This window comes from Burkholderia sp. SR8, assembly GCF_052851275.1.
This window is the reverse complement of record NZ_JAULUC010000004.1, coordinates 27890-49078: the sequence shown is the minus strand read 5'-3', so window position 1 is coordinate 49078 and position 21189 is coordinate 27890. Positions and strand designations below refer to the sequence as shown.

The following is a 21189-nucleotide window of genomic DNA, read 5'->3' as shown; positions in this document are numbered from 1 at the left end:
GGTCTCAAAACGCAAACGCGTCGCCCAACAACTGGAGCGCGTGTCCGAACGGTTTGGAGGAAGAGTCGGCTGACGTCGAAGTCGTCGCCAGCGACGACACTGTCATCCCGGGATCGGCCTTGGGCGAGTTCATGCCGGACGTCGGCGGCTGCCCGTTCGCTGGCGTCGGCTCCGTGGCGGCGAGTCGACGAGGCGCCGGTTCCGGCGTCGCAGGCACCGGTTCGTCTCCTAATGACATCGCGCCCGGGAGTCCCGGCGGCAACGGCACGGCAGCATGCTTTGCCGCGCCGATTGCCGCAGCTGGCAACGGCGGCGGACTGGCTGTCGACATCTTCGGCCCGGTACCCGCCGCCCCGGTCACGAAAATCCGTACCGGCAGCGCAAAGTTGCGCAACTGGAGTACGTCGAGCGGCCCGCTGCCCGCCTCGCTGCGCAATTGCACCTTCAGCGGAATGCCCTGGCTCGTGTCCGGCATCCAGGTCAGCAAGTAACGCGCGTTGTCCTGCTGCGCGACCTTCGCGCGCTCCAGCAGCCGGATCAGGCCGAAGCGCCCCTGCGAATCGAGCGCGGTGCGCAATCCGCCCTGCTCGGTCTGCCATTCGATATGCGACAGGTTCTCGAGCGACTGGCCCGGCCACTCGAACGGCACCCATTCCTGCTTCTGGTTGAAGTAGCGCAGTTCGCGCCCGGACAGCACGAACTTCATGCCGGTGACGCCCGGCGTCGGTACGGCCTGGAGTTCATACCGCACGCGCGCGTCTCCCGACGGGAACAGCACGGTCGAGATCCGCGTGAGCTTGTTCAGGCCGTTCAGGAAGACCGGATCGATCGTGAGCGCACCTTGGTCCGCGCCTTGCGCAACGACCCACCGATCGCCCTGCCGCTCGATCACGCCGGCGAGCTGCGTTGCAACGAATTGCGCGATCACGCCGTTGTCGGGTCGCATGAAGCGCGCCATCTCGGGCAGCGATGCGTCGTTGTCGGCGTCCGAGAACGGATACCGGCCGCCGAAAGACTTGTTCCAGTCGGCGAGAATCGCCGTCCGCCAGATTTCGTTCAGGCTCGACGCGGCCGGCTGCACGACGACTTGCCAAGCCTGATCGAACGGCGCACGAAACAGCGCACCGAAGCCCGCCCATTGTTCGCCCAGGCTTGCAGCCACACGGCTCGCGTAGTCGCGGCTGTCCGAGATATCGGACGTCTTGCCCTGCAGAACCGACTGAGCGGCCAGCCGCGCGATCGCATCAGGATCGGCACCGGCGACGATCTGCGATGCCTTCAGACGCATCGCCGTGACCCGCTCGAGGTAGCGTGCGAGACTGAGGTCGCCGGTCGCGGCCAGTTGCGTGGCGGCCTTGCCGTTGGCCGGCGTACCGGACACGAGGTCGCTGCCGGTCAGGCGCAGGATCGGGCCGAAGGCTGATGCGAGCGGCGTAAGCTGCGGTTGAGCCTGCTTCGACGGATCCTTTTCGTCAGCGCCGACCAGTTGTTGCGCCTTGTTGATCAGGCTCTCGGAGAGCGACTGGGCGCTCGCACCCGCGCCCGCCTGGTAGACGATCGCGTTCATCAGCGCGACGAGCGGCGAACGTTGCGAGTCGCCCAGCAGCGTCAACTGGTCGGCCGTGGCTGACAGCGTCGGCGCGGATTGCCAGCGCAAGCTGTTGAGGAACAGCGCCCACGCACGCACGTGATCGTCAAAGTAGCGCTGGCGCAATTCGGCTTTCAATGTCGGCGGAGGGTGGCTGCTCTCCTTGTTGTCGGTTGCTCCAACGGTGTTTCGTTCGGAGCGCAACACCCAGTCGCCAGATACGTCGCGCTTGGCGCTTGCGTCGTCGATCGCCCTCGAGATGCGCTCCTCCCATGCCGCACGCGTGAAAACGCCGGGGATGGTCGCGGTCGTATTGAACAGGCCTCGGCTGGTCGTGTCGCCGAGCAGCGTCGCGAGAGAGACCGGCGGATATTTCGGCGTCGCTTCGTCGATGATCTGCTGGTAGAGCGCGTCCGTCGAATTCTGGATGCCCCGCACACCGATCACCGTTTGGCGGGTGGATGCAATCAGGTTGCCGTCCGGCGTGATTGCGAACGCGGATCTATTGGATGCGGGAGCGCGGCCGAGATGGTTGGCGAAGAACGCGATAGCGTGCAGACGCAGGTCTTCCCAGGCGCCCGACGACAAGGATGAGTTGGACGGACGTGCAGGCACGGCTGTCGCGGCAAGCTGGGGCGTCAGAAAGGCAGCCACGGCGCGCTCCGGCTTCGCAAGCATCAGGTAGGCCTTGAGCGTGTCGTAGACGGCCTGGGTCTGCGCGTCGCCGCCGTCGGCGATTTGAGCGTCGGACAGCGATGCGAGCTGTTGCAGGCGCGCTTCGAGCTTCTGGCGAATCGGGGCGATGAGAATGCGGTGCGCCGCACGGGCATAGCTCGGCCATAGCGCGTCGAGTAGCGCGCTGTCGCGATTCAGACCGAATCGCGATGACCAGGGTGCGCCTTCGCGCTGATGGACTTCGAGCGTGTCGATCTGTTGGCCCAACGTGTTCAGGGCTTGCAACGCCTTTGTGTGGTCCTGAACCGTAGAGAGATCAGCGATCGTGTCCGCGGTGCTCTGGATCGTTGCGCGGTTGACGAAGCCGGACAGCATCGTGCCGGCGATCCAGCAACCGATCAGGCCGGTTGTTAGCCACGCGGCCGCGGTCGACAGGGAGAAGCCTACGCGGCGGCCGTGGACCTTGCGACTGTGCTCGGCGACGGTTTGCCATATCGTGCGGTGTGGCGGGTCGACGGGTGGCTCGTCGTCGTTCGCGCTGGCCGGTGCCTGCGGTGGTGCGAGTTCACGTTCCTTGAATAGTGGTGCGAATAGAAGGCCGTGGACCGCGTGCCGCCAGATACGTGATTGGGAGGTTTGTAGCACCAGACCAGATAGCGCACTTCCGAGATTCGAAATGTGCCGCGACAACTCAGCTGGGTAGCGGTCGTCTGCATCCTTCGTGAGGCGCACGACACCGGCATTCGCCAGATTGTCGGTGAGGTCTTGCAGCGACGAGTCGATCGCATCCGAGCTGACGTGCGCGTTGGCCCAGGTGAACCCGATCGCCTCGTCGGGACTCGACGCCTCGCTGCCGAAATCCGTCACATTGAGCAGATAGGCCGGCGCAGCCCAACGTAGCGCGCGCGCGTGGCGCGCGAGCCGCTGCGACAGATTGTCGGTGTCGAACGGTGCTTCGACGGAGTTGCGGTTACGTGTGACTACGACGATCGCATCGACCGGACGACGGCGGCGAAGGCGGCGGATCTGGTCGAGCCAGGCGGTATCGAGGGTATCGCGGAATTGCTTTGCGTAGAGCAGGACTGCACCGCCAACGATCAGATACCCGGCGTCGACGAGTCCCGGCGCCAGGCGCTTGACGAGCGGGACGTCGCCGGCAATCAGAACCCATCGCGCGCGATAACGCCAGCGCCGGCCATGCCGGTTGCGCAGCGCCTCGCAAAGAGTCGCACCACGGTATGCATTGAGATCTACCACATCCTTATTCTGCGGCGCACCAAGCCGTGCCATCGGATCGCGGTCGTACCTGCTCGCCGATCGGCTGGAAGTGTGCCGGGCGACCACCCCCCAGGCACCGATCACAAGGGGATGTAGCGCCAGAAGAACAAAGCCGCTCGCGATGACGACGCAGACACGGAACCAAGGCGACGGATGAATATCGCCCCCCTTGAAGTACGCCAGAATCGCCAGGAACGCGGTGATTGCTGGTACGAGAATCCAGTAACCCAGAATCTTGCGAACGATCATGTGTGATACACCATCTAGTTTGTGCGGGGAACACGGGCGACCGCGAACCGCAGCGTCTGCTCATGCCACGCCATGAGTTGAGGCGTGCCGGTGTGCACCGCATGTTCAATCCCGAATGCAATGTCGAGCCATCCCCCGCACACGCCGGGATGGCCGATTGCCAGATCGACGTCGTGCACACCCGACAGTCCGGCTGTTTGCGAAATGCCAAACTTCATATCCGACGCGGCTTGAAGCAACGCCCGCTTGTCCGTAGTGGACAATCCTGCCTGCCACAGATCGCTAATCTCGTTCGCAGTCGTTTCCCCCCACAGCAATGCGTTGGACAGGGCGGTGTCCGGACCTGACGCGTCGGTTTCGACCGGTCGATGAAGCAACGCGCGCGTCTCCAGACCATATCGTTCAGCAAGCGGCGCCCACGCAAGCAGCATGCCGACCGCGGCTTCGGCGCTCGACGGTGTCGGCTCGTCGTGCAGTTGCACGGAAACCAATAACGTCGCGCGCTCGAGAGCAGGACCGCCGCAGATATCCAGCCATTCATCGAGAAACATTACGCCCTGCTCAACACCCAGCAGTTCAGCTGACACAGGCCGAGCGTTCTTGGCAGCCCAACACGATTGCCACGTCTGGAGAAGATCCTTCCGATCGACATCATCAGGCAGCTGAAAACGGACAATGAGCGGTACCTCGTTCGGTACGGCCGTCACCGCATCCGACAATTTGTCCAGCAACGCGTTGAAACATGTCCGATAGCGTCCGGGCGCTTCCGGGTCTTCAGTCACTTCCAGTGCCGTGTGGCGGATTGCATCGATACCTGCGAGGGTTGTCCGGGCGCTTAACGCAAGCTCGCTCCCCGCTATCTTGCGAGCGACATCCGCACGGCCCGGCGCGGTCACATACGCATAGTCCAGGACTGCGAGCGGCTCGCGTGCGAACCGCAGCCTTTTCTCCCGATCGTCGGCGCGTACTTCGCGTTCGGCTTGACGTCGCTGGCATGCCTGGTCGTAGTAGTGCAGCCGCAGCCCAAACATCGTGCACCACGTCAACGCGGGCAGTCCAAGCAAACGTAACCAGAACCACGCGGTATCGGTAGGTTCACCAGTCGGCCAGATCAACAGGGCCAGCGCTCCGCCAACAACCATGACCACAACCAACAGAATCGTCCATACGATTGGGTGCGGCGGTTCCGGCTTCGCACCGGGTGGGTCGAGTTCCGGGAGTTCTACTGGCATGATCGTTTTTTCACACTAGGCTCGAAAGCAGCCGGCATCCGCACATCGCGCGATAGCCATGTCGCGCGACGGGTACGCCGTCATCCAGCATGGTCTCGTCTCCTTCGATGATGAGATTGGGACGAATGTCGTGCTTCGGGCACGTCACCTCGTCGCCTTTGCGCGCCACGTACCTGCCGTCGAAACACATCGACTTTGACGCGGTGATGACGGTTCCGCCGTGGTCGGTGGCATCGCCGAAACGAATGAGATCGATCATGAATTTGGTATTTCTGAGTTATGAGAAACATGCGAATCGCTGCTGCATTACCATGGAGTCCTCGTAGGCCACAAGTTTCCACACGACCTCCGTCGTCAAGCGACGTTCGCCCATCACACGATCGAGCCAGGCCAGCGCGCGCGGCTCGTAGAAGTCAATCATTGGCAACACCTCGCCCTTCTCAAAAGTCCGGGTCGCCTCGGCTTGAAGGCCGGGCTGAAGCTGCGCACACCAAACTCCGCCTTCAGGGCACCGCATCCCGGTTCGCGCGGTGGAGCCTAGCGGTAGTCGAGCGACAACATCAGCCGGCGCCGCTGTCTGCGAAGTCTGAGCGTCTGCCGATAGCGGCCACCCGGTTGCTGGATCCAGATGCTTTTTCTTGGCCAATCGGTCGATCAGTTCTTCTGACGGCTTGAGCGGCACCTGAGCACGTTGCTTTCCCCATTCGAACGTGCCGTCCCACGGCGGAAGCTTTGCCGGCGGTAGCGGGACAATCTGGTCAATGTCCGGCACTTTCGGGTTAGCCAATGTGTTGTCCCTCAGAAATTGACCGATCAACTGATAGCGACGCGAGCGCTCGGGATCGTTAGGCAAATCAAGATAGAACCCCCTATCAGTGACGACAGGGGCGAGAAATGATTTCTCAAGAACCATGGCCGACGTGCTAATTCCTGCAGCGACACTTGCTTGAAAGGCGACCGCAGCATCATGGAAATTCTTATTGTTCTTAAGATCTATTCCCAATTCCAAAGCTGCGCGTCCATGCCCCTGATCAGTTGCACATCCCAGCATTTTGGCGGCAATATCCGGCGCCTTATCGTGGGGGGCAAGCAGCTGTGAAACGTAATACTGGGCGTCGGGATTGCCGAGGTCGGCCGCCTTCCGGATGTACTTCAGCGCCAGTTCCTGGTTCTGCTTCAGTCCATACCCGGAATTCAGGTAGTAGCCGATGTCGTAGTAACCCATCGGCACCCCCTGATTAACCAGTTGGCTTGCCCATTCGACTGCCTCGTGCGCCGCGTTTGGGGAACTGGCCAACCCCTGCGACACCAGTTGCTGCACGTTGTGGTTCGCCTTGTAATGACCATGCGCCGCGGCGATTCGGAAGTAGCGCGCAACCTCGTCGAAATTCTTCGGGCCATCGCGCGTTTGCAGATAGCGGCCGTAGCGGAACAACGTCTCCACATCCGGATCGATGGCCGGCAGCCGATCCCCTTCGTAGCTACAGGTGAACGCCAGATTGGCCCGCACATCTGCAAGGTCAGGCCGCGTCAACGAGGAATCCGCCTTCGAGCACGCGCTTAGCGCAGCGAGTAGCAGTAACCCGAGCAGCATCTTGTTAGCGGTCTGCCCGTACCGAATAAGCGTCGTCACGCCTTGTCCTCGTAAGCAATCAGTTTCCACACGACCTCCGTCGTCAAACGACGCTCGCCCAATACCCGGTCGAGCCAGGCCAGCGCGCGCGGCTCGTAGAAGTCAATCATCGGCAACACCTCGCCCTTCTCGAAAATCCGGGTCGCCGCGGCTTGAAGACCCGGCCGAAGCTGCGCGCACCAGACCCCGCCTTCGGGACACCGCATCCCGGTTCGCGCCGTGGAGCCTAGCGGCAGTCGAGCGGCCACCTCACCCGGGGCCGCTGTCTGCGAAGTCTGAGCGTCGGCCGGAAGCTGCCACCCGGTTGCTGGATCCAGGTGCTTTTCCTTTGCCAATCGGTCGATCAATTCTTCCGATGGCTTAGGCGGCACCTGAGCACGTTGCTTTTCCCATTCGAACGTGCCGTCCCAGGGTGGAAGCTTTGCTGGCGGCAGCGGGACAATCTGGTCAACGTCCGGTACTTTCGGGTTGGCCAGTGTGTTGTTGTCCAGAAATTCACCGATCAGCTGATAGCGACGCGAGCGCTCAGGGTCTTTGGGCAAGTCGAGAAAATATCCTGCATCTCGCAGGAATGCGCGCTCGAGATTCATGGCCGTCCCACTCACTCCTGCCGCCACGCCCTTCTGATAGGCAAGCACGGCGCCAGCGAAATCGTCACTGTGTTTAAGATCAATTGCCAGCTCATAAGCCGCGCGCCCATGCCCTTGATCAGCCGCACACCGGCGCATCTGTCGCGCAATATCCGGCGCTCGGTCATGAGGCGCCAATAATCTGGCGACGTAATACTGGGCGTCGGGATTACCCAGATCGGCTGCCTTCCGGATGTACTTCAGTGCCAGCTCCCTGTTCTGTTTCAGTCCATACCCGGAATTCAGGTAGTAGCCGATGTCGTAGTAGCCCGTCGGCACCCCCTGATTAACCAGTTGGCTTGCCCATTCGACTGCCTCGTGCGCCGCATTCGGGGACCCGGCCATCCCCTGCGACACCAGTTGCTGCACGTTGTGGTTCGCCTTGTAATGGCCATGCGCCGCGGCGATCCGGAAGTAGCGCGCAACCTCGTCGAAGTCTTTCGGGCCATCGCGCGTTTGCAGATAGCGGCCGTAGCGGAACAACGTCTCCGCATCCGGATCGATGGCCGGCAGCCGGTCTGCTTCGTGACTACAGCTGAACGCCAGATTGGCCCGCACATCTGCAAGCTCGGGCCGCATCAACGAGGAATCCGCCTCCGAGCACGCGCTTAGCCCTGCGAGTAGCAGTAACCCGACCAGCATCTTGTTAGCGGCGTGCACGTACCGAATGAGCGCGATCACGCCTTGTCCTCGTAAGCAACCAGTTTCCACACGACCTCCGTCGTCAAGCGACGTTCGCCCATCACGCGATCGAGCCAGGGCAACGCACGCGGCTCGTAGAAGTCAATCATCGGCAACACTTCGCCCTTCTCGAAAGTCCGGGTCGTCTCGGCCTGAAGGCCTGGGCGAAGCTGCGCACACCAAACCCCGCCTTCGGGGCAGCGCATCCCGGTTCGCGCCGTGGAGCCCAGCGGCAGTCGAGCGACAACATCACTCGGCGCCGCTGTCTGCGAAGTCTGAGCGTCGGCTGATAGCGGCCACCCAGTTGCTGGATCCAGGTGCTTTTCCTTTGCCAATCGGTCGATCAGTTCTTCTGACGGCTTGGGCGGCACCTGAGCACGTTGCTTTTCCCATTGGAACGTGCCGTCCCATGGGGGCAGCTTTGCGGGCGGTAGCGGGACGATCTGATCGATGTCCGGCACTTTCGGGTTGGCCAGTGTATTGGCTCTCAAAAATTGCGCGATTAGCTGATAGCGACGCGAGCGCTCGGGATCTTTTGGCACGTCGAGCGCGAATCGCTTATCTACTGATTCGGACGCTAGGAATGCGCGCTCAAGATTCGTGGCGGTCCCACTGACCCCTGCCGCCACCCCCTTCTGAAAGGCCAAGACAGCACCGTGGAAATCACCGCGGCCCCGGAGATTAATTGCGAGCTCATAAGCCGCGCGGCCATGCCCTTGATCGGCCGCACACCGGCGCATCTGTCGCGCGATATCCGGCGCCCGGTCATGAGGCGCCAGTAATCCGGCGACGTAATACTGGGCATCGGGATTGCCGAGGTCGGCCGCCTTCCGGATGTACTTCAGCGCCAGTTCCTGGTTCTGCTTCAGTCCATACCCGGACTTCAGGTAGTAGCCGATGTCGTAGTACCCCATCGGCACCCTCTGATTAACCAGTTGGCTTGCCCACTCGACTGCCTCGTGCGCCGCATTCGGGGAACTGGCCAGCCCCTGCGACACCAGTTGCTGCACGTTGTGGTTCGCCTTGTAATGGCCATGTGCGGCGGCGATCCGGAAGTAGCGTGCCACCTCGTCGAAGTCTTTCGGGCCATCGCGCGTTTGCAGATAGCGACCGTAGCGGAACAACGCTTCCGCGTCCGAGTCCAGAGCTGGCAGCCGATCCGCTTCATGGGTGCAGGTAAACGCCAGATTGGCGCGTACATTGGCAAGGTCAGACGATCCAGGCAAAGCGCTCTCCTTCGAGCAGGCGGATAAACTGGCAATGGCCAGACAGACTGAAATGAGGATGCGCATTCGTTAATCCATATAGGAGCGGCTTGGGTCGTCTCGATAAAACTCGACCAACGATGCACACGGCACCCCTCCTTCGTTTTTCGAATCTTTATTGCTCGAAATAATTTCGTCCCAGCCCTCAAATGCCACATCCGCGTTCAGCCTTCCATTCTTATCTTTCGAGCCCACCCCACCATCCCCTGCATGAATCCGCCACAGCTTCTCCCGCAGCGGCTGCGTGACCCGCATGGACTCGTGGCAAATATTCAGCTCACTATCCACCTCCATACTGCGCAGGTTCACGTTCGCCGAACCGTGCGTGACGAACACGTCATCGATGATCATCAGCTTGGAGTGGATATACACCTCGTCCCAGGGCTTCCCTTTCGGCGTATCCGGCGGCACGAGCGTGCAGATATGCACCTTGAGACCTGGAATGTTGAGTCTCTCCGGGCTCTCGGTTCTCGCCTTGTCCCGTTTCACTTTGAGATCATTCACACGCTGATTGGCCTCGCTAGCGTCCAATTGGGCCGCGATGATGTTGTTCATTGCATACTGCGCCGAGCTCGTGAACGGGCCGACCGATACACGCTTTGCGCTCTCATACGCTTTGTCCGCTCGCTCCTTCATTTTCAAAGCGTCTTTGTATTGCTTCTCCAACTCATCGGCCCGCTCCAGTTGCGCCACGCCCGGCATGACATCGGCCCGCCCCAGCGCGTTGAGCATGTGATAGGTACTCACTGTACCGGGGCCAATCCCGTCATCGCTCGAATTGGTCACAACGAACAGATAAAGGGGCGTCTTGCGCCCGCCAGCCTGATACGATTTCACTAGTTTCGTCAGCTTTTCGGCGAGCGGCGGAAACCGGAAATACTGATTTTCGATATAAATGAAATTGGTCGTATTGTTGACGACCTGCAGGTACAGTCGTTCAATATCTTTAACGCCACCTTTGCCGACTTGGGGCTGGGTGCGCAGGATCTGCGCCATCACCGGCAGATCGTCCTTGCTGCAGCGGAGTAAGGGAGCTTTCGCCGAAGCCCGTTGCTTTTCCAGTTTTTGCCCTGTCGTCGCATCCCATGCCTGACAGAAGTTCTTGTTCAAATCGACCAGGATTTGTCCTGTGACGCGAGCTGAAATGTCCTGTCGCGGCAAGAAGCCGTTGCGCCCCATTTTCGAGTGCATGCGCACGTAACTATGCCGGCTGGTATCCCAGTATTCATCGAGCGTGTTGTGGCCCATCACGAATCCGGTCGCCAGTTCCGGATATTCGTAATCGATCAGCACCATTTTTTGATGGTGTGAGGGCCACCCACCCATCATTGCGCCATTCTGAATTTTTGCCTTGGTGCTGCGCTCGTTGTACTGACTATCCGTCAGCGTGCGCCATGCGATTTCGGTGCGCTCGATCATGCTGAAATCACGGGTTGCGAATTCGATATTGCGAAATGCTGGATCACGGGACGGTAACTGGGCACGCTTGGCGGCATCCTCCACACTCTTTACCAGGTAATTCGTCGGAAACGGAAACAAGTCGGCTCCCGTCATTTCGGTTCCAATTTTGTTTTTCTTATCGAGCTTGACCTGCCAATACCACCACGTATCGAATTCCCTCTGCGCCGAGTTCCGATTATCCGGTTTGTGCGAAAAACGACCGCCGGGCATCATGTTTTCAATAAATTGCGCGAAGTGGCTTTTATCGCCCCACACAAGCAACCGGATCTTTACCTTGTGCCGCGCCCTTTCGAGCAGCAACTCTCCGATCGAAAGCGAGCCTTGGCCCGACGCCCCGCGCTTGAAATACATGGACGGCTGGAATCCCCAACAGACAATGTCGACGCTATGTCGTGCCGCGGCAATCGCATCGTAGACGGCGCCGAAGGCCTCCTCGCCGTTGACGAGCGGGTAGTGCGTCGCATGCTTCGGCTCGTATTCCGCGCCTTGCACGTGATAAGGCAACGTCAGCGTCGCCGTATTGCCACACGATCGTGCGATCGGTACGGTGATGGTTACGGATTGGTTCATGACGGGGTCTCCGTGCTTTCAGCGTCACTTTCGGGATTCATCAGGCTGTAGTAATGCCGACGATGGGCTGCGCGATCAGCTCCGTCGCCGTCAGGCCCTTGCTCGAAGAAATGGAAACCCTGGTTGGCCAACTGTCCGTTGGTCGCATCGCCGCGGAACGCCTCGCTCACCGGGATTTGATAGGCCACGCCATTGGCGAATTCGACCCGATACGATTGCGTGCCGGGGCGATGATCGACGGCGATTCGCCCGGTCGAATCCGTAACGCCTTGAGCGACAAGGGCGCCTTGCGCATACAGCTTGTATGGGATGTCTTGCGGAATGGCAGCCATGGCCGAAGGCGAGGCGCCCAAGTTCAGCATCAAACGTTCTGCCGGCAAACTGTTCGGCAGCGCCGGACTGATCTGCGCCGAGGCCGCGCCAGGCTTGTTCCACGACGCGCACTTCTCGATAATGTCTCCCGGCGTACCGTTTTCGATGCGATTCGCATCGATCTTGATATACGATCCGCCCGCGCCAATCCACACTTCCTTCGCCGCGGACAGGACGAGCCGCCCCTCCGAACTGGTGATCGTCACGTCCTTCAATGCTGCCAACGCCATTTCATCGGTTTGCGCCTGAATGGCGACCTTACCCTTCGCGGCAAATAACTTGATGCCGAGTTTTGCAGCGAACATCGAGATGGTTTCGCCGGCGGCCACGGTGAATCGTTTGACAACGCCGATGTCGGCATTCCCCCCTGCGGTCGCGATCAGGTTCTTGCTGGCTGCGAGTTGCAGATGGTCATCCGATACGATCCCGACACCCGCCGGGGCGCTGATCAGCACCCCGGCCTTCTTCAGCTCGGTCAAGGTCTCGTCCAGCAGGACCTTCTGCTGCGAATAGTCCGCGGCGACCGCTTCAGCAGCTTGTGCCGCCTCGGCAAGCGACTGCATCCGCTGCAGCGCAAGCTCTAGCAGGCCCCGGGCCGGTCGCATGTCGAGCTGCCGGCCATTCGGCACCGACTGCATGTCGGCAGAGATGAAAACGCCCTTTCCTCCCCGCACCGCAACGTGTTCGTCGGTACGAAGCTCGGCGCCCCTGCCGCGCTCCTTTCCGCTTTCATCGACAATATGGCCAAGGTTCAGCTCACTGGCCTGAAACGGCGTCGCAAGATGAACATGCTCGACACCCTCCTTATCCTCCATCCGCATCTCGTTCCGCGCGGTGGTGCGGATCAGATTTCGGGTATGGTTCCGACTGGTGACGAGATCCGGATGCAGGCTGTCATGCATCGCCCCGATAATCACCGGCCGATCCGGATGACCTTGCGTGAAAACAACGGCCACCTCCGCCCCGTCGATCAGCGGAAAGTGATGCCCATAGTCGTCACCGCTATACGGCTTCGCGAACCGCACCGGCCGGCTCGTGCCACCCGGGCTCCACTCATCGAGATCGAATGGCAGCTTGATCACATACCAGCCCTGTTCGGTCAGGTACGCGTACTTGTAATCGCCTGGAGAAGTAATGCGCGCGGGCAGAATGCCGTCGATCGCCGGTCGCTTGATCGCATCGATCGACGTGCGCCACACGCGATCAGACGGAATCCCCTCGAACGTCATCCAGTACGACTGATCGCGACCACCCTGCGACTGAACCGACGTGATGAAGATCCCATGCTTCGCGTCGGCCTGGTTCGGCTCGATCCGCATGACTTCACCGGCTTCGAGCCAGAACGGATTACCGGTGCCCTTGAACGTGATCTGCGTGGCGAGATGCTCCTCGTGACGCCGGCGGGCCACGCCCTTACCCTCTTCCGGCGTCTCGTAGTGCTCGCCCCACCGGTAATCGACGCCGCTCGTCGTCGTGTCGTCGCGCGCGGCGTTTTCCTCGACGAGCAGCGACACCCCTGCCTGCCGGTGGTTGTAGTCATGCAGACGCACGGCTTCAGGCACACGCCGGGTGCGTTTCTCGAGCGTCTTGATCGCGTCCGCGCCGGAACTCTCGAGCCCGGAGTCCCGCCGGTACGACACGGTGCGTTGCTTGCGTGCGTAGGCATCGAGATCGTCGCCAAACACGAGCACCGCGTGATCCTTCTTCTGCTCCCAGCGGAACCAGATCCCTTCTTCCGCGCAAAGGCGCTGGATAAAGGCAAACGTCGTTTCGTGATACTGGGTAATGTACTCGTGCCGCTTGTATTCGCCGCGCAGCTTAAACAGGAAGTCGACTCCGGCCCGGTAGCCGTAATGACGCAGCGTGTCGGTCACGATCTCCTCGACAGACTGCTTCTGGAACAGCCGGCTCGTCACACCGCGGTTCAGGTCGGCGAGCTTCGGCTCGAGTCGCACCCGATAGTGGGTCTGATCGGCCGAACTACCGAACTCGTCGAACTGCGTAATGACGCCGTGGATCGTATATGCCGGCGACATCGCGCTGAATTGCCCGGCGTTCTCGCCGAACATCCTGCGCAGATAGTCCAGGTTCGGATCGACCGGCGCGATGATGAATTTCGCGGGACGGCCGATCACCTGATCCATCGGGATACCGGCCATCGGGCTCGTGAATTCGATGTCGTAGCAGTACAGCTCGCTCACAGCATCCCGGCCCGTAAACCGGAGCACGGACGTCGGCGCCGGATGAGGCGCAAGCTTCAATTCATAAGCCTGCGACGGCAGTATCATCGACATGATTTTTCTCTCAGGTGCACGGCACAACGGCACCGCCGGGGCAATCATCCACGGCCCGGCGGCGCGTGCGCGAAACGTCGGATCAGCCCTTCGCCTTCGGCATCTGCGACACCAGCGACAAGCCGATATCCATGCCCTCGACCTGGAAGTGCGGGATGATGAACAGCTTGATGCGGAAGAAGCCGGGGTTATCCTCGATGTCCTCGACCGTCACCTTCGCCTCGCGCAGCGGGTGCGACGCCTGCAGCTCGTCGCCCGGATCCTTCATCTCGGTCACGAGCCCCTTGATCCAGTTGTTCAGCTCGAGTTCGAGCAGACGCCGGTCCTTGGTCGTGCCGATGTTCTCGCGCTGAATCAGCTTCAGGTAGTGCGCGATGCGCGACAGCAGGAAGATGTACGGCAAGCGCGCGTTGATGCGGCTGTTGGCCGTCGCCTCCTTCGTCTCGTACAGTGCCGGCTTTTGCGCCGAGCTGGCCGAGAAGAAGCACGCGAAGTCGTGGTTCTTGTAGAACGACAGCGGAATGAAACCGAGATTCGCGAACTCGAACTCGCGCGTTTCCGGGATCAGCACTTCGGTCGGAATCTTCGGCTGCACGCCGGTGCCGAGGTCATACAGGTGAACCGGCAGGTCTTCCACCTTGCCGCCCGCCTGCGGGCCGCGAATCTGCACGCACCAGCCGTTGCTGACGAAGCTGCGCACCATGTTGGCCGCGAACGCGAACGACGCGTTGACCCACAGATACTTGTCGTGATCCGGTCCCTTCACCGCTTCTTCGTAGTTGAATGCACGCACCGGCGTCGTATCCTTGCCATACGGCAGGCGACCGAGCACGCGCGGCATCGTCAGGCCGACGTAACGCGCATCGTCGGTGTCGCGGAAACTCTTCCACTTGATGTACTCGGCACGATCGAAGTAATTGCCGATGTCCTGGATCGATGCCACTTCTTCCATCGAGTTCTTGTCGAAGAATGCTGCGCCCACCGAACCGATGAACGGCATGTGCGCCGCAGCCGCTACCTTCGAGATATTGCGCAGCAGCGCGACGTCCATCGGCGAGTTCGCGAATTCGAAATCGCTGATCATCGCGCTGATCGGCTGGCCGCCCGGCGTGTCGTATTCCTCGATGTACGTGAGGCGATACAGGCCGCTCTGGATCAGCTCCGCCGAATCCTCGAAGTCGCGCTGCAGCGCGTCCTTCGATACATCCAGCACTTCGATGCGTGCGTTCTTGCGGAAGTCCGTGCGCGACACGAGCATCTTCAGGCCGCGCCAGCGACCTTCGAGCGCCTGGAAATCCGGTGCATGCATGACCGCGTCGAGCTGCCGGCTGATCTGCCGGTCAAGCTGACCGATGTAAAAGTCGAGCAGCGACTTGTCGAGCCGGTCGACCGGCTTGCTTTCCTTCGCGATCAGGTTGAGCAGTGCATCCATGCCGCGTGCGACACGTTCGTCGGCCGATGCTTCCGACAACGCATCGCTGTCGCGGAATGCTTCCAGCGGCCGCGCCTCGGCGACTGGCTTCAGGTTGATCTTGGTGCACAGCGCGGCGTAGACGCTGTCGTTCTCGAGCACGATGGATTCCGTGGCGCCCTGGCGCGATTCGTTCTGGTTCATGGTTCTCTCAGTCATGTCTGGTATGGCTGCGTGGTTGCGTGAGGCGGTGACGGCCGTCTTCGGCCGCCCACGTTCACGCATGGCCTTCCTGTTGCAGGGTCGCCGTGGCGATTTGCCCAAGCTCGCCACGCAGCTTGTCGGAGAGGCGCTTGTCCTTCAGGATCTTCTCGAACTCGCGGCGGAACATGCCGTTGTCGAGCAGATTCGACTTGAGATCGCGCAGCAGATTGCGCATCGCCAGCATCGCCTGCAGCTCGGGAATCTGCCGGGCAACCTGCTCCGGTTCGAAATCCTTCATCGAACGGAACGAGAGATTCACCGGCAGCTCCGAGCCATCGCCGGCCAGGGTGTTCTCGGCTGCAAGCTTGAGATCCGGCGCATGATCGGCCAGCACCGCATCGAAGTTGTTCTTGTCGATATTGACCTTCTTGCGCTCGGCCAGCGGCGCCTGTTCACGGCCCGCGCTGAAGTCGCCCGCGACGAGCAGCTTCAACGGCAACTCGACCTTCTTCTGGGCTCCGCCGGTATGCAAATCCAGCGTAATCGAGACACGGCTCTTCGGGATTTCTCTCTGGAAGCTATCCATTTGCAGTCCTTATTTAGTGATGGTGAAGCATTGAGCAGGAGCATGGCGCATTCAACCCGATGATCGGGTCGATACGTCACGCGTGGATGCAATGCGCAGCATGTCTCGATCGGCATTTCATCGCGTGGTCTCAGCTCGCATGGCTAAAGCGCATTGGACTTATACACGCCAAACTGCGAGATAGTCAAAGCGCGTCGCGCATAAACCACATCGATCAAATGCAAAAAATCGCAAACATCTGGAAACAATTTACAAACCAAAACTCCACGCGATATTTTCAAGATAAATGACGTACAAATCCGATGCAGACGCTCGAATCCATCGTCAATTGCGCAATCCCCCTCATAACATCTGCGCGCGTGGTTTTCGCGCGACTCAAACGCGATCTCCTACGGAGAGGTAGAAATCACGGACAAATCCGAATATCCCGAAAATAATCACCCGATGGACCGTTAACTTTGTTCACATTTGCCGGTTTGTCATTAGCAAACCGAACTACATGGTTTTTCAGAAACACGTTGCACATTCAGAAAAATGTCGTGTATAGGTTACGCCCTTGAACCGAATAACGAACAGACTCATCACACGAGAGACCATGCGAATCGCGAAGCCGCTATGGCACGAGGGCCTCATCCTGACGCAGCAGCATTTTCAGCAACAGGACAGATGGACTGCATTTGCGCTACGTCAGTCCACATCCGCGGCGATGGCGCAGCCGTGGGGAACACTTGCCGTCGAGGTCGATGAAGAAGCACTGTCGACGGGGCGCTTCAAACTGGCCCGCCTGCGGCTGTGTTTTCCGGACGGCACCCCGATCGACACGACCGTCGCCGATACGCTTCCGTCTGCGCGCGATCTGACGCAAGGCGTGCCGGCGGATGTGCAGAGCGTCGTCGTGTTTGCGGCGCTCGCGTTGCCGGACGCGAATGGCAGCAACTGCCGTTTCGACGAGGCATCGCTCGCTCGGCCACGGCGCGCTTACCGTGAATTCGTCAAGGTTGCCGATCTGAACGGCACCGGCGATGCCGAAATCGCCGTCGAACGACATGCAGTACGGATCGTGTTCGACTTCGAGTCGCATGCCGACGACACGGTCTGCGCGATCGCGCGACTGACGCGCGGATCCGACGGCCTGTTCCAGATCGATCAGCAGTTCGTACCGCCGTGCCTCACGCTCGGCAGCCATCCGCGGCACATCGAGCGGATCAATCGGCTGGCGGACATCCTGCACGCCAGAACCCTGGCGCTCGGTACGCGCCGCAGCGAACGCATCGCCGAGGTCGCGGAATACGGTGTGGCCGATGTGCAGCTCTTCTGGCTGCTCCATTGCATCCACGCGGCATGGCCGCAGTTGCGACTGTTCGCCATGCATCCGGGCCGCCCGCCGGAGCATATGTACACGGCGCTAGCGCAGCTGACGAGCGCGCTGATGACGTTCTCGACCGAAGCACAGCTCACCGACATTCCGGTGTACGACCATGTACGAGCCGACGAGGTGTTCGCGAAGCTTGAATCGATGATCCGCAATCTCCTCGACGCCATCATTCCGTCCCGAGTCGTGTCGATCGGCCTCACCCGCAACGGGGCGACCACGTGGACCGGTCAGTTCCTCGACGAACGGATCGTCGCGGATGCCGCCGACTGGTATCTGTCGGTCAACGCACCGATGTCCGCGTTCGAACTGGTCGAACAGTTTCCGCGGCTTTGCAAGATCGGCGCACCCGACGACGTCGAACACATCGTCAATTCGGCTCTGCTGGGCGTCCCGCTGAAGGCCGTCCAGCGCGTACCGGGCGCGATCCCGGTACGCCTCGACAATCATTATTTCGCGCTCGATGCATCCAGTGCCGTGCACGCGAGGATGCTCGCAGCGCGAGCGTGCCAGATCTATTTGCCCGCGTCGGTACCGGACGCCTCGCTCGAACTTTACGCGGTGTTGCGTTCGTGAATGCCCTGACCTCCAATCGAAGCGATACCGCGCTGCTGCCGAATGCACGGGGCGCGAGCAACGCGCGCAGCGACGGGATACGCGATCTGCTGCGCGATACCGCCCTGCTTGTGACGACGCTCACATCGGGCGGACAGACGCAGGATGCGGTCGCATTGCGGGCCCGTTGCAAGCAGCTCGTCGAGGAATTCGCGCGCGCGCTGCAGCACCGCGGCTTTCCGGACGACGTGCGCAGCGACGCACTGATTGCCCAGTGCGGGCTGCTCGACGAGGTAGCGCTGCGACACCTGCCGGGCGAATCGCGATCCGCATGGGAACGTGAGCCGCTGCAGGTGGAACAGTTCAACCTGCACGAAGCCGGTGAGCGCGTATTCGAACGCCTCGACATGCGCATGCGCGATCCAGCGCCGCCGATCGCTTTGCTCGAGTGCTACTCGGCCATCCTCGGCATGGGATTTGTCGGCCGGTATGCCCGTGATGGTGAAGCTCAGCGGACTGCGCTGATCGCGTCGTTGAATGCCAAGCTTGAAACGCTGCGAACTGCCCCCGATCGTCCGTTCATCGCGGATCGCGCCGGACGCCGCGTATCCGACTGGTTCTACCGGCTCTCTCCGTGGGCGATCGCCGGGCTCGCATGTATCGCCGCCGCGATCGTGTGGGGTGTCTGGTCGGCCACGCTCGACGGACAACTCGCGCATCTGGTGGCAGCAAAGGCTGTTCGCCCGTGAGATCCGATCTGCCTGCCCTCTCCGCGGAATCGAAGCGGCCGCCTGATCGCGCGCACGAAGGCCTCGGATATCCAGCACGGCTCATGATCGCGTTCGCAACCGTGTTGGCGCTCGCGTTGATCTGGCTGGTACTGCCGCTCGGTTCCGGTTCTGCCTGGGCACTTACCACCATTGCCGGCATTGTCGCGTTCGCGCTGATGGTGTGGTGTACGCGCAAGCTTGTCGGCGCGCGCCGCCAGAGCACACATGTGCTTACCGCGCTGGGTGCAGCAACGGCTGACATTCCGCTTAAGCTGCGCACACGCATGCCGCTCGTGCTGGTGACCGGCGACGGCCTGCCCGCGCTGCTCGACCGCACGGAAGAAGTCCGGCACGTACACGTCGGCGACGGCGGCATCTGGCTGCGGGTCGATCGCCTTCGGGATCTACCGCGCTTGGCCGTTGCGGTCAGGCAGTGGCGTGACGGCCGAGCGCCCGACGGCATCGTGTTGTCCGTCGCGCCTGCATTGCATGCGGACACCGACACACTGACGCGGAACTTGCGCACCCTACGACAGGCCGTCGCCGATGCAGCCCGTGTACTCGGTACGACATTGCCCGGCTACGTCGCGGTCTACCAGCGGCTTACCACCGGCCCCACCGACCTCTCGACGCCGGTGTGGTACGGCGTGTCGTCGGCCGCCGGCGTACCGGGTAGCGAACGTTTTGAAGCCGTGGTCCGCGCAGCGGAAAGCGACGTCGAGCGCACATCAGGCGACCGCCGCGCGGCCACACGCGCCGCCTCGCTCGCCTCAGTCATCAACTGGACGCAGCGAGTGGTATTCGACGCATTGACGGATCGACAACAGCCGGCGATGCCATGGGCGCTGTTCGGCGCCGGCTGGATCGATTGCGGTCCGGCAAGTACGTCTCGAAGTCCGTGGGAACGCGATGTCGAAACGCAGACGCACGTTGCGCGTGCATCCTCCACCGCGTCGCCAGCGCCGTGGCCGCTACCGCAGCCGCTGATCGAAGCGATGCCGCGGCGATACTGGATGTCTCCTCGACAGGCCGCCGTCGGCCACGCAGTCGCCATGCTCGCCTGCGCCGCAGTCATCGCGTTCTGGGGCGCGGCAAGAAACAATGAAGCGCTGCTGAATCGCATTACCGCCGATCTCGGCCGCTATTCGGCGATCCCGGCAAAGCAAGACGCCGCGAAGCGCGACGCGCTGCGCGCGCTTACGGCCGACCGCGACGAACTCGACCGCTACGCGCGCACCGGTATTCCGCTGCGCTTGTCGTTCGGCATGTATCGGGGCGCGCAGCTGATGCCCGTGCTGAACGATGCGATCGCATCTTACGAGCCGCCACCGCCGCCGGCTGTGGTCTCGCTCGACAGCATGTCGTTGTTCGACAGTGGCAAGGCCCTGCTGAAGCCCGGGTCCAACCGTGCGATGGTCGGCGCGCTCGACATGATCAATGCACATCCGGACAAACGCATCCTCGTCGCCGGTTACACCGACAACGTGGGTAATCCGGACAGCAACCTGAAGCTCTCGACCGCGCGCGCGGAAGCGGTGCGCGACTGGCTGGTCGACGCATCCGGCATGTCTGCGACCCGGTTTGCGATTCAAGGCTATGGCATGACCCGCCCACTCGCGACCAACGATACCCCCGAAGGTCGCGCGCGAAACCGCCGCGTGGAAATTACGCTGGTGCCGGACACCGGCAAGTAGCCATCCAGTTTAGCCCCCGAAGCGATCCGCTGCGGGATTCTCAAGCTCAGGAGCACGCTCCTGGCGAGTTTAGTAGTACAGACAGTGCAATAAAAAGGAGTAAGGCAATGGCAATTCCGGCCTATATGTGGCTCAAGGATGATGGCGGCGCAGACATCAAGGGTTCAGTGACGGTTCAGGACCGCGAGGGGAGCGTCGAGCTCGTCGCCTTCGACCACGGCGTGCATATCCCGACCGACGGCAACACCGGCAAGCTGACCGGCACGCGCGTTCACAAGCCGATCACGCTGACGAAGGAAACCGATGCGTCGACGCCGTATCTGTACAAGGCCGTGACGAGCGGCCAGACGCTCAAGTCGGTCGAGATCAAGTGGTACAAGATCGATGACGCGGGCAAGGAGAAAGAGTACTTCAACACGAAGCTCGACAACGTGAAGATCGTCGCAGTGAATCCGGTCATGCACGACATCAAGAACCCGGACTACGAGAAGCACAACCACCTCGAAAACGTGGAGCTTCGCTACGAAACGATCACGTGGTCGTACAAGGATGGAAACATCATCCACAAGGACACCTGGAACGAGCGGTCCTGATCGCTAACGATGGCCGAACCGCCGGCTCTACGAGCGGTTCTTTTGCCAGCCTGGCCGGTTCAGGCTGGCCGTCCTGT

The 21189-nt window shown here is 61.3% G+C and carries 14 protein-coding genes; 4 read left to right on the top strand and 10 right to left on the bottom strand.

Going from position 1 to position 21189, the window contains the following annotated elements:
- Positions 1 to 4: 4 nt before the first annotated feature.
- The 10 genes from Q3A80_RS06070 to tssB form a co-directional block, all read right to left on the bottom strand.
- Positions 5 to 3790 carry an ImcF-related family protein gene (locus Q3A80_RS06070; protein ID WP_446328170.1) on the bottom strand — a complete coding sequence of 1262 codons (3786 nt, stop codon included), beginning with the start codon at positions 3788 to 3790 and terminating at the stop codon, positions 5 to 7.
- Between the two features lie 14 nt (positions 3791 to 3804).
- Complete coding sequence (locus tag Q3A80_RS06065) at positions 3805 to 5022, bottom strand: hypothetical protein (protein ID WP_446328169.1); 1218 nt, start codon at positions 5020 to 5022, stop codon at positions 3805 to 3807.
- Positions 5023 to 5032: 10 nt separating this feature from the next.
- Complete coding sequence (locus Q3A80_RS06060; protein ID WP_175855206.1) at positions 5033 to 5281, bottom strand: PAAR domain-containing protein; 249 nt, start codon at positions 5279 to 5281, stop codon at positions 5033 to 5035.
- 18 nt (positions 5282 to 5299) lie between these two features.
- Complete coding sequence (locus tag Q3A80_RS06055) at positions 5300 to 6616, bottom strand: DUF6396 domain-containing protein (RefSeq protein WP_446328433.1); 1317 nt, start codon at positions 6614 to 6616, stop codon at positions 5300 to 5302.
- A gap of 35 nt (positions 6617 to 6651) precedes the next feature.
- Positions 6652 to 7926 (bottom strand): DUF6396 domain-containing protein, encoded by a 1275-nt coding sequence (locus Q3A80_RS06050; protein ID WP_446328432.1) that lies wholly within the window; start codon positions 7924 to 7926, stop codon positions 6652 to 6654.
- 35 nt (positions 7927 to 7961) lie between these two features.
- Complete coding sequence (locus Q3A80_RS06045; RefSeq protein WP_446328168.1) at positions 7962 to 9257, bottom strand: DUF6396 domain-containing protein; 1296 nt, start codon at positions 9255 to 9257, stop codon at positions 7962 to 7964.
- Between the two features lie 3 nt (positions 9258 to 9260).
- Positions 9261 to 11261, bottom strand: a complete 2001-nt coding sequence (locus Q3A80_RS06040; RefSeq protein WP_446328167.1) for a phospholipase D-like domain-containing protein — start codon at positions 11259 to 11261, stop codon at positions 9261 to 9263.
- Positions 11258 to 13927 carry a type VI secretion system Vgr family protein gene (locus Q3A80_RS06035; RefSeq protein ID WP_446328166.1) on the bottom strand — a complete coding sequence of 890 codons (2670 nt, stop codon included), beginning with the start codon at positions 13925 to 13927 and terminating at the stop codon, positions 11258 to 11260. Before Q3A80_RS06035 ends, Q3A80_RS06040 begins: the two co-directional genes overlap by 4 nt.
- 82 nt (positions 13928 to 14009) lie before the next feature.
- Positions 14010 to 15542, bottom strand: a complete 1533-nt coding sequence (gene tssC / locus Q3A80_RS06030) for a type VI secretion system contractile sheath large subunit (RefSeq protein ID WP_446328165.1) — start codon at positions 15540 to 15542, stop codon at positions 14010 to 14012.
- A gap of 73 nt (positions 15543 to 15615) precedes the next feature.
- Complete coding sequence (gene tssB / locus Q3A80_RS06025; RefSeq protein WP_446328164.1) at positions 15616 to 16128, bottom strand: type VI secretion system contractile sheath small subunit; 513 nt, start codon at positions 16126 to 16128, stop codon at positions 15616 to 15618.
- Positions 16129 to 16723: 595 nt separating this feature from the next.
- On the opposite strand from tssB, the gene tssK reads away from it, so the two are divergent.
- From tssK to Q3A80_RS06005, 4 genes are all read left to right on the top strand, one after another.
- Complete coding sequence (tssK, locus tag Q3A80_RS06020) at positions 16724 to 18076, top strand: type VI secretion system baseplate subunit TssK (protein WP_446328163.1); 1353 nt, start codon at positions 16724 to 16726, stop codon at positions 18074 to 18076.
- On the top strand, positions 18073 to 18804 hold the full coding sequence (locus Q3A80_RS06015; RefSeq protein ID WP_446328162.1) for a DotU family type IV/VI secretion system protein: 732 nt from the start codon (positions 18073 to 18075) through the stop codon (positions 18802 to 18804). The genes tssK and Q3A80_RS06015 overlap by 4 nt, the downstream gene beginning before the upstream one ends.
- 83 nt (positions 18805 to 18887) lie before the next feature.
- Complete coding sequence (locus tag Q3A80_RS06010) at positions 18888 to 20519, top strand: OmpA family protein (protein WP_446328161.1); 1632 nt, start codon at positions 18888 to 18890, stop codon at positions 20517 to 20519.
- 107 nt (positions 20520 to 20626) lie between these two features.
- Complete coding sequence (locus Q3A80_RS06005) at positions 20627 to 21112, top strand: Hcp family type VI secretion system effector (RefSeq protein WP_006494514.1); 486 nt, start codon at positions 20627 to 20629, stop codon at positions 21110 to 21112.
- The last annotated feature ends 77 nt before the right edge of the window (positions 21113 to 21189 follow it).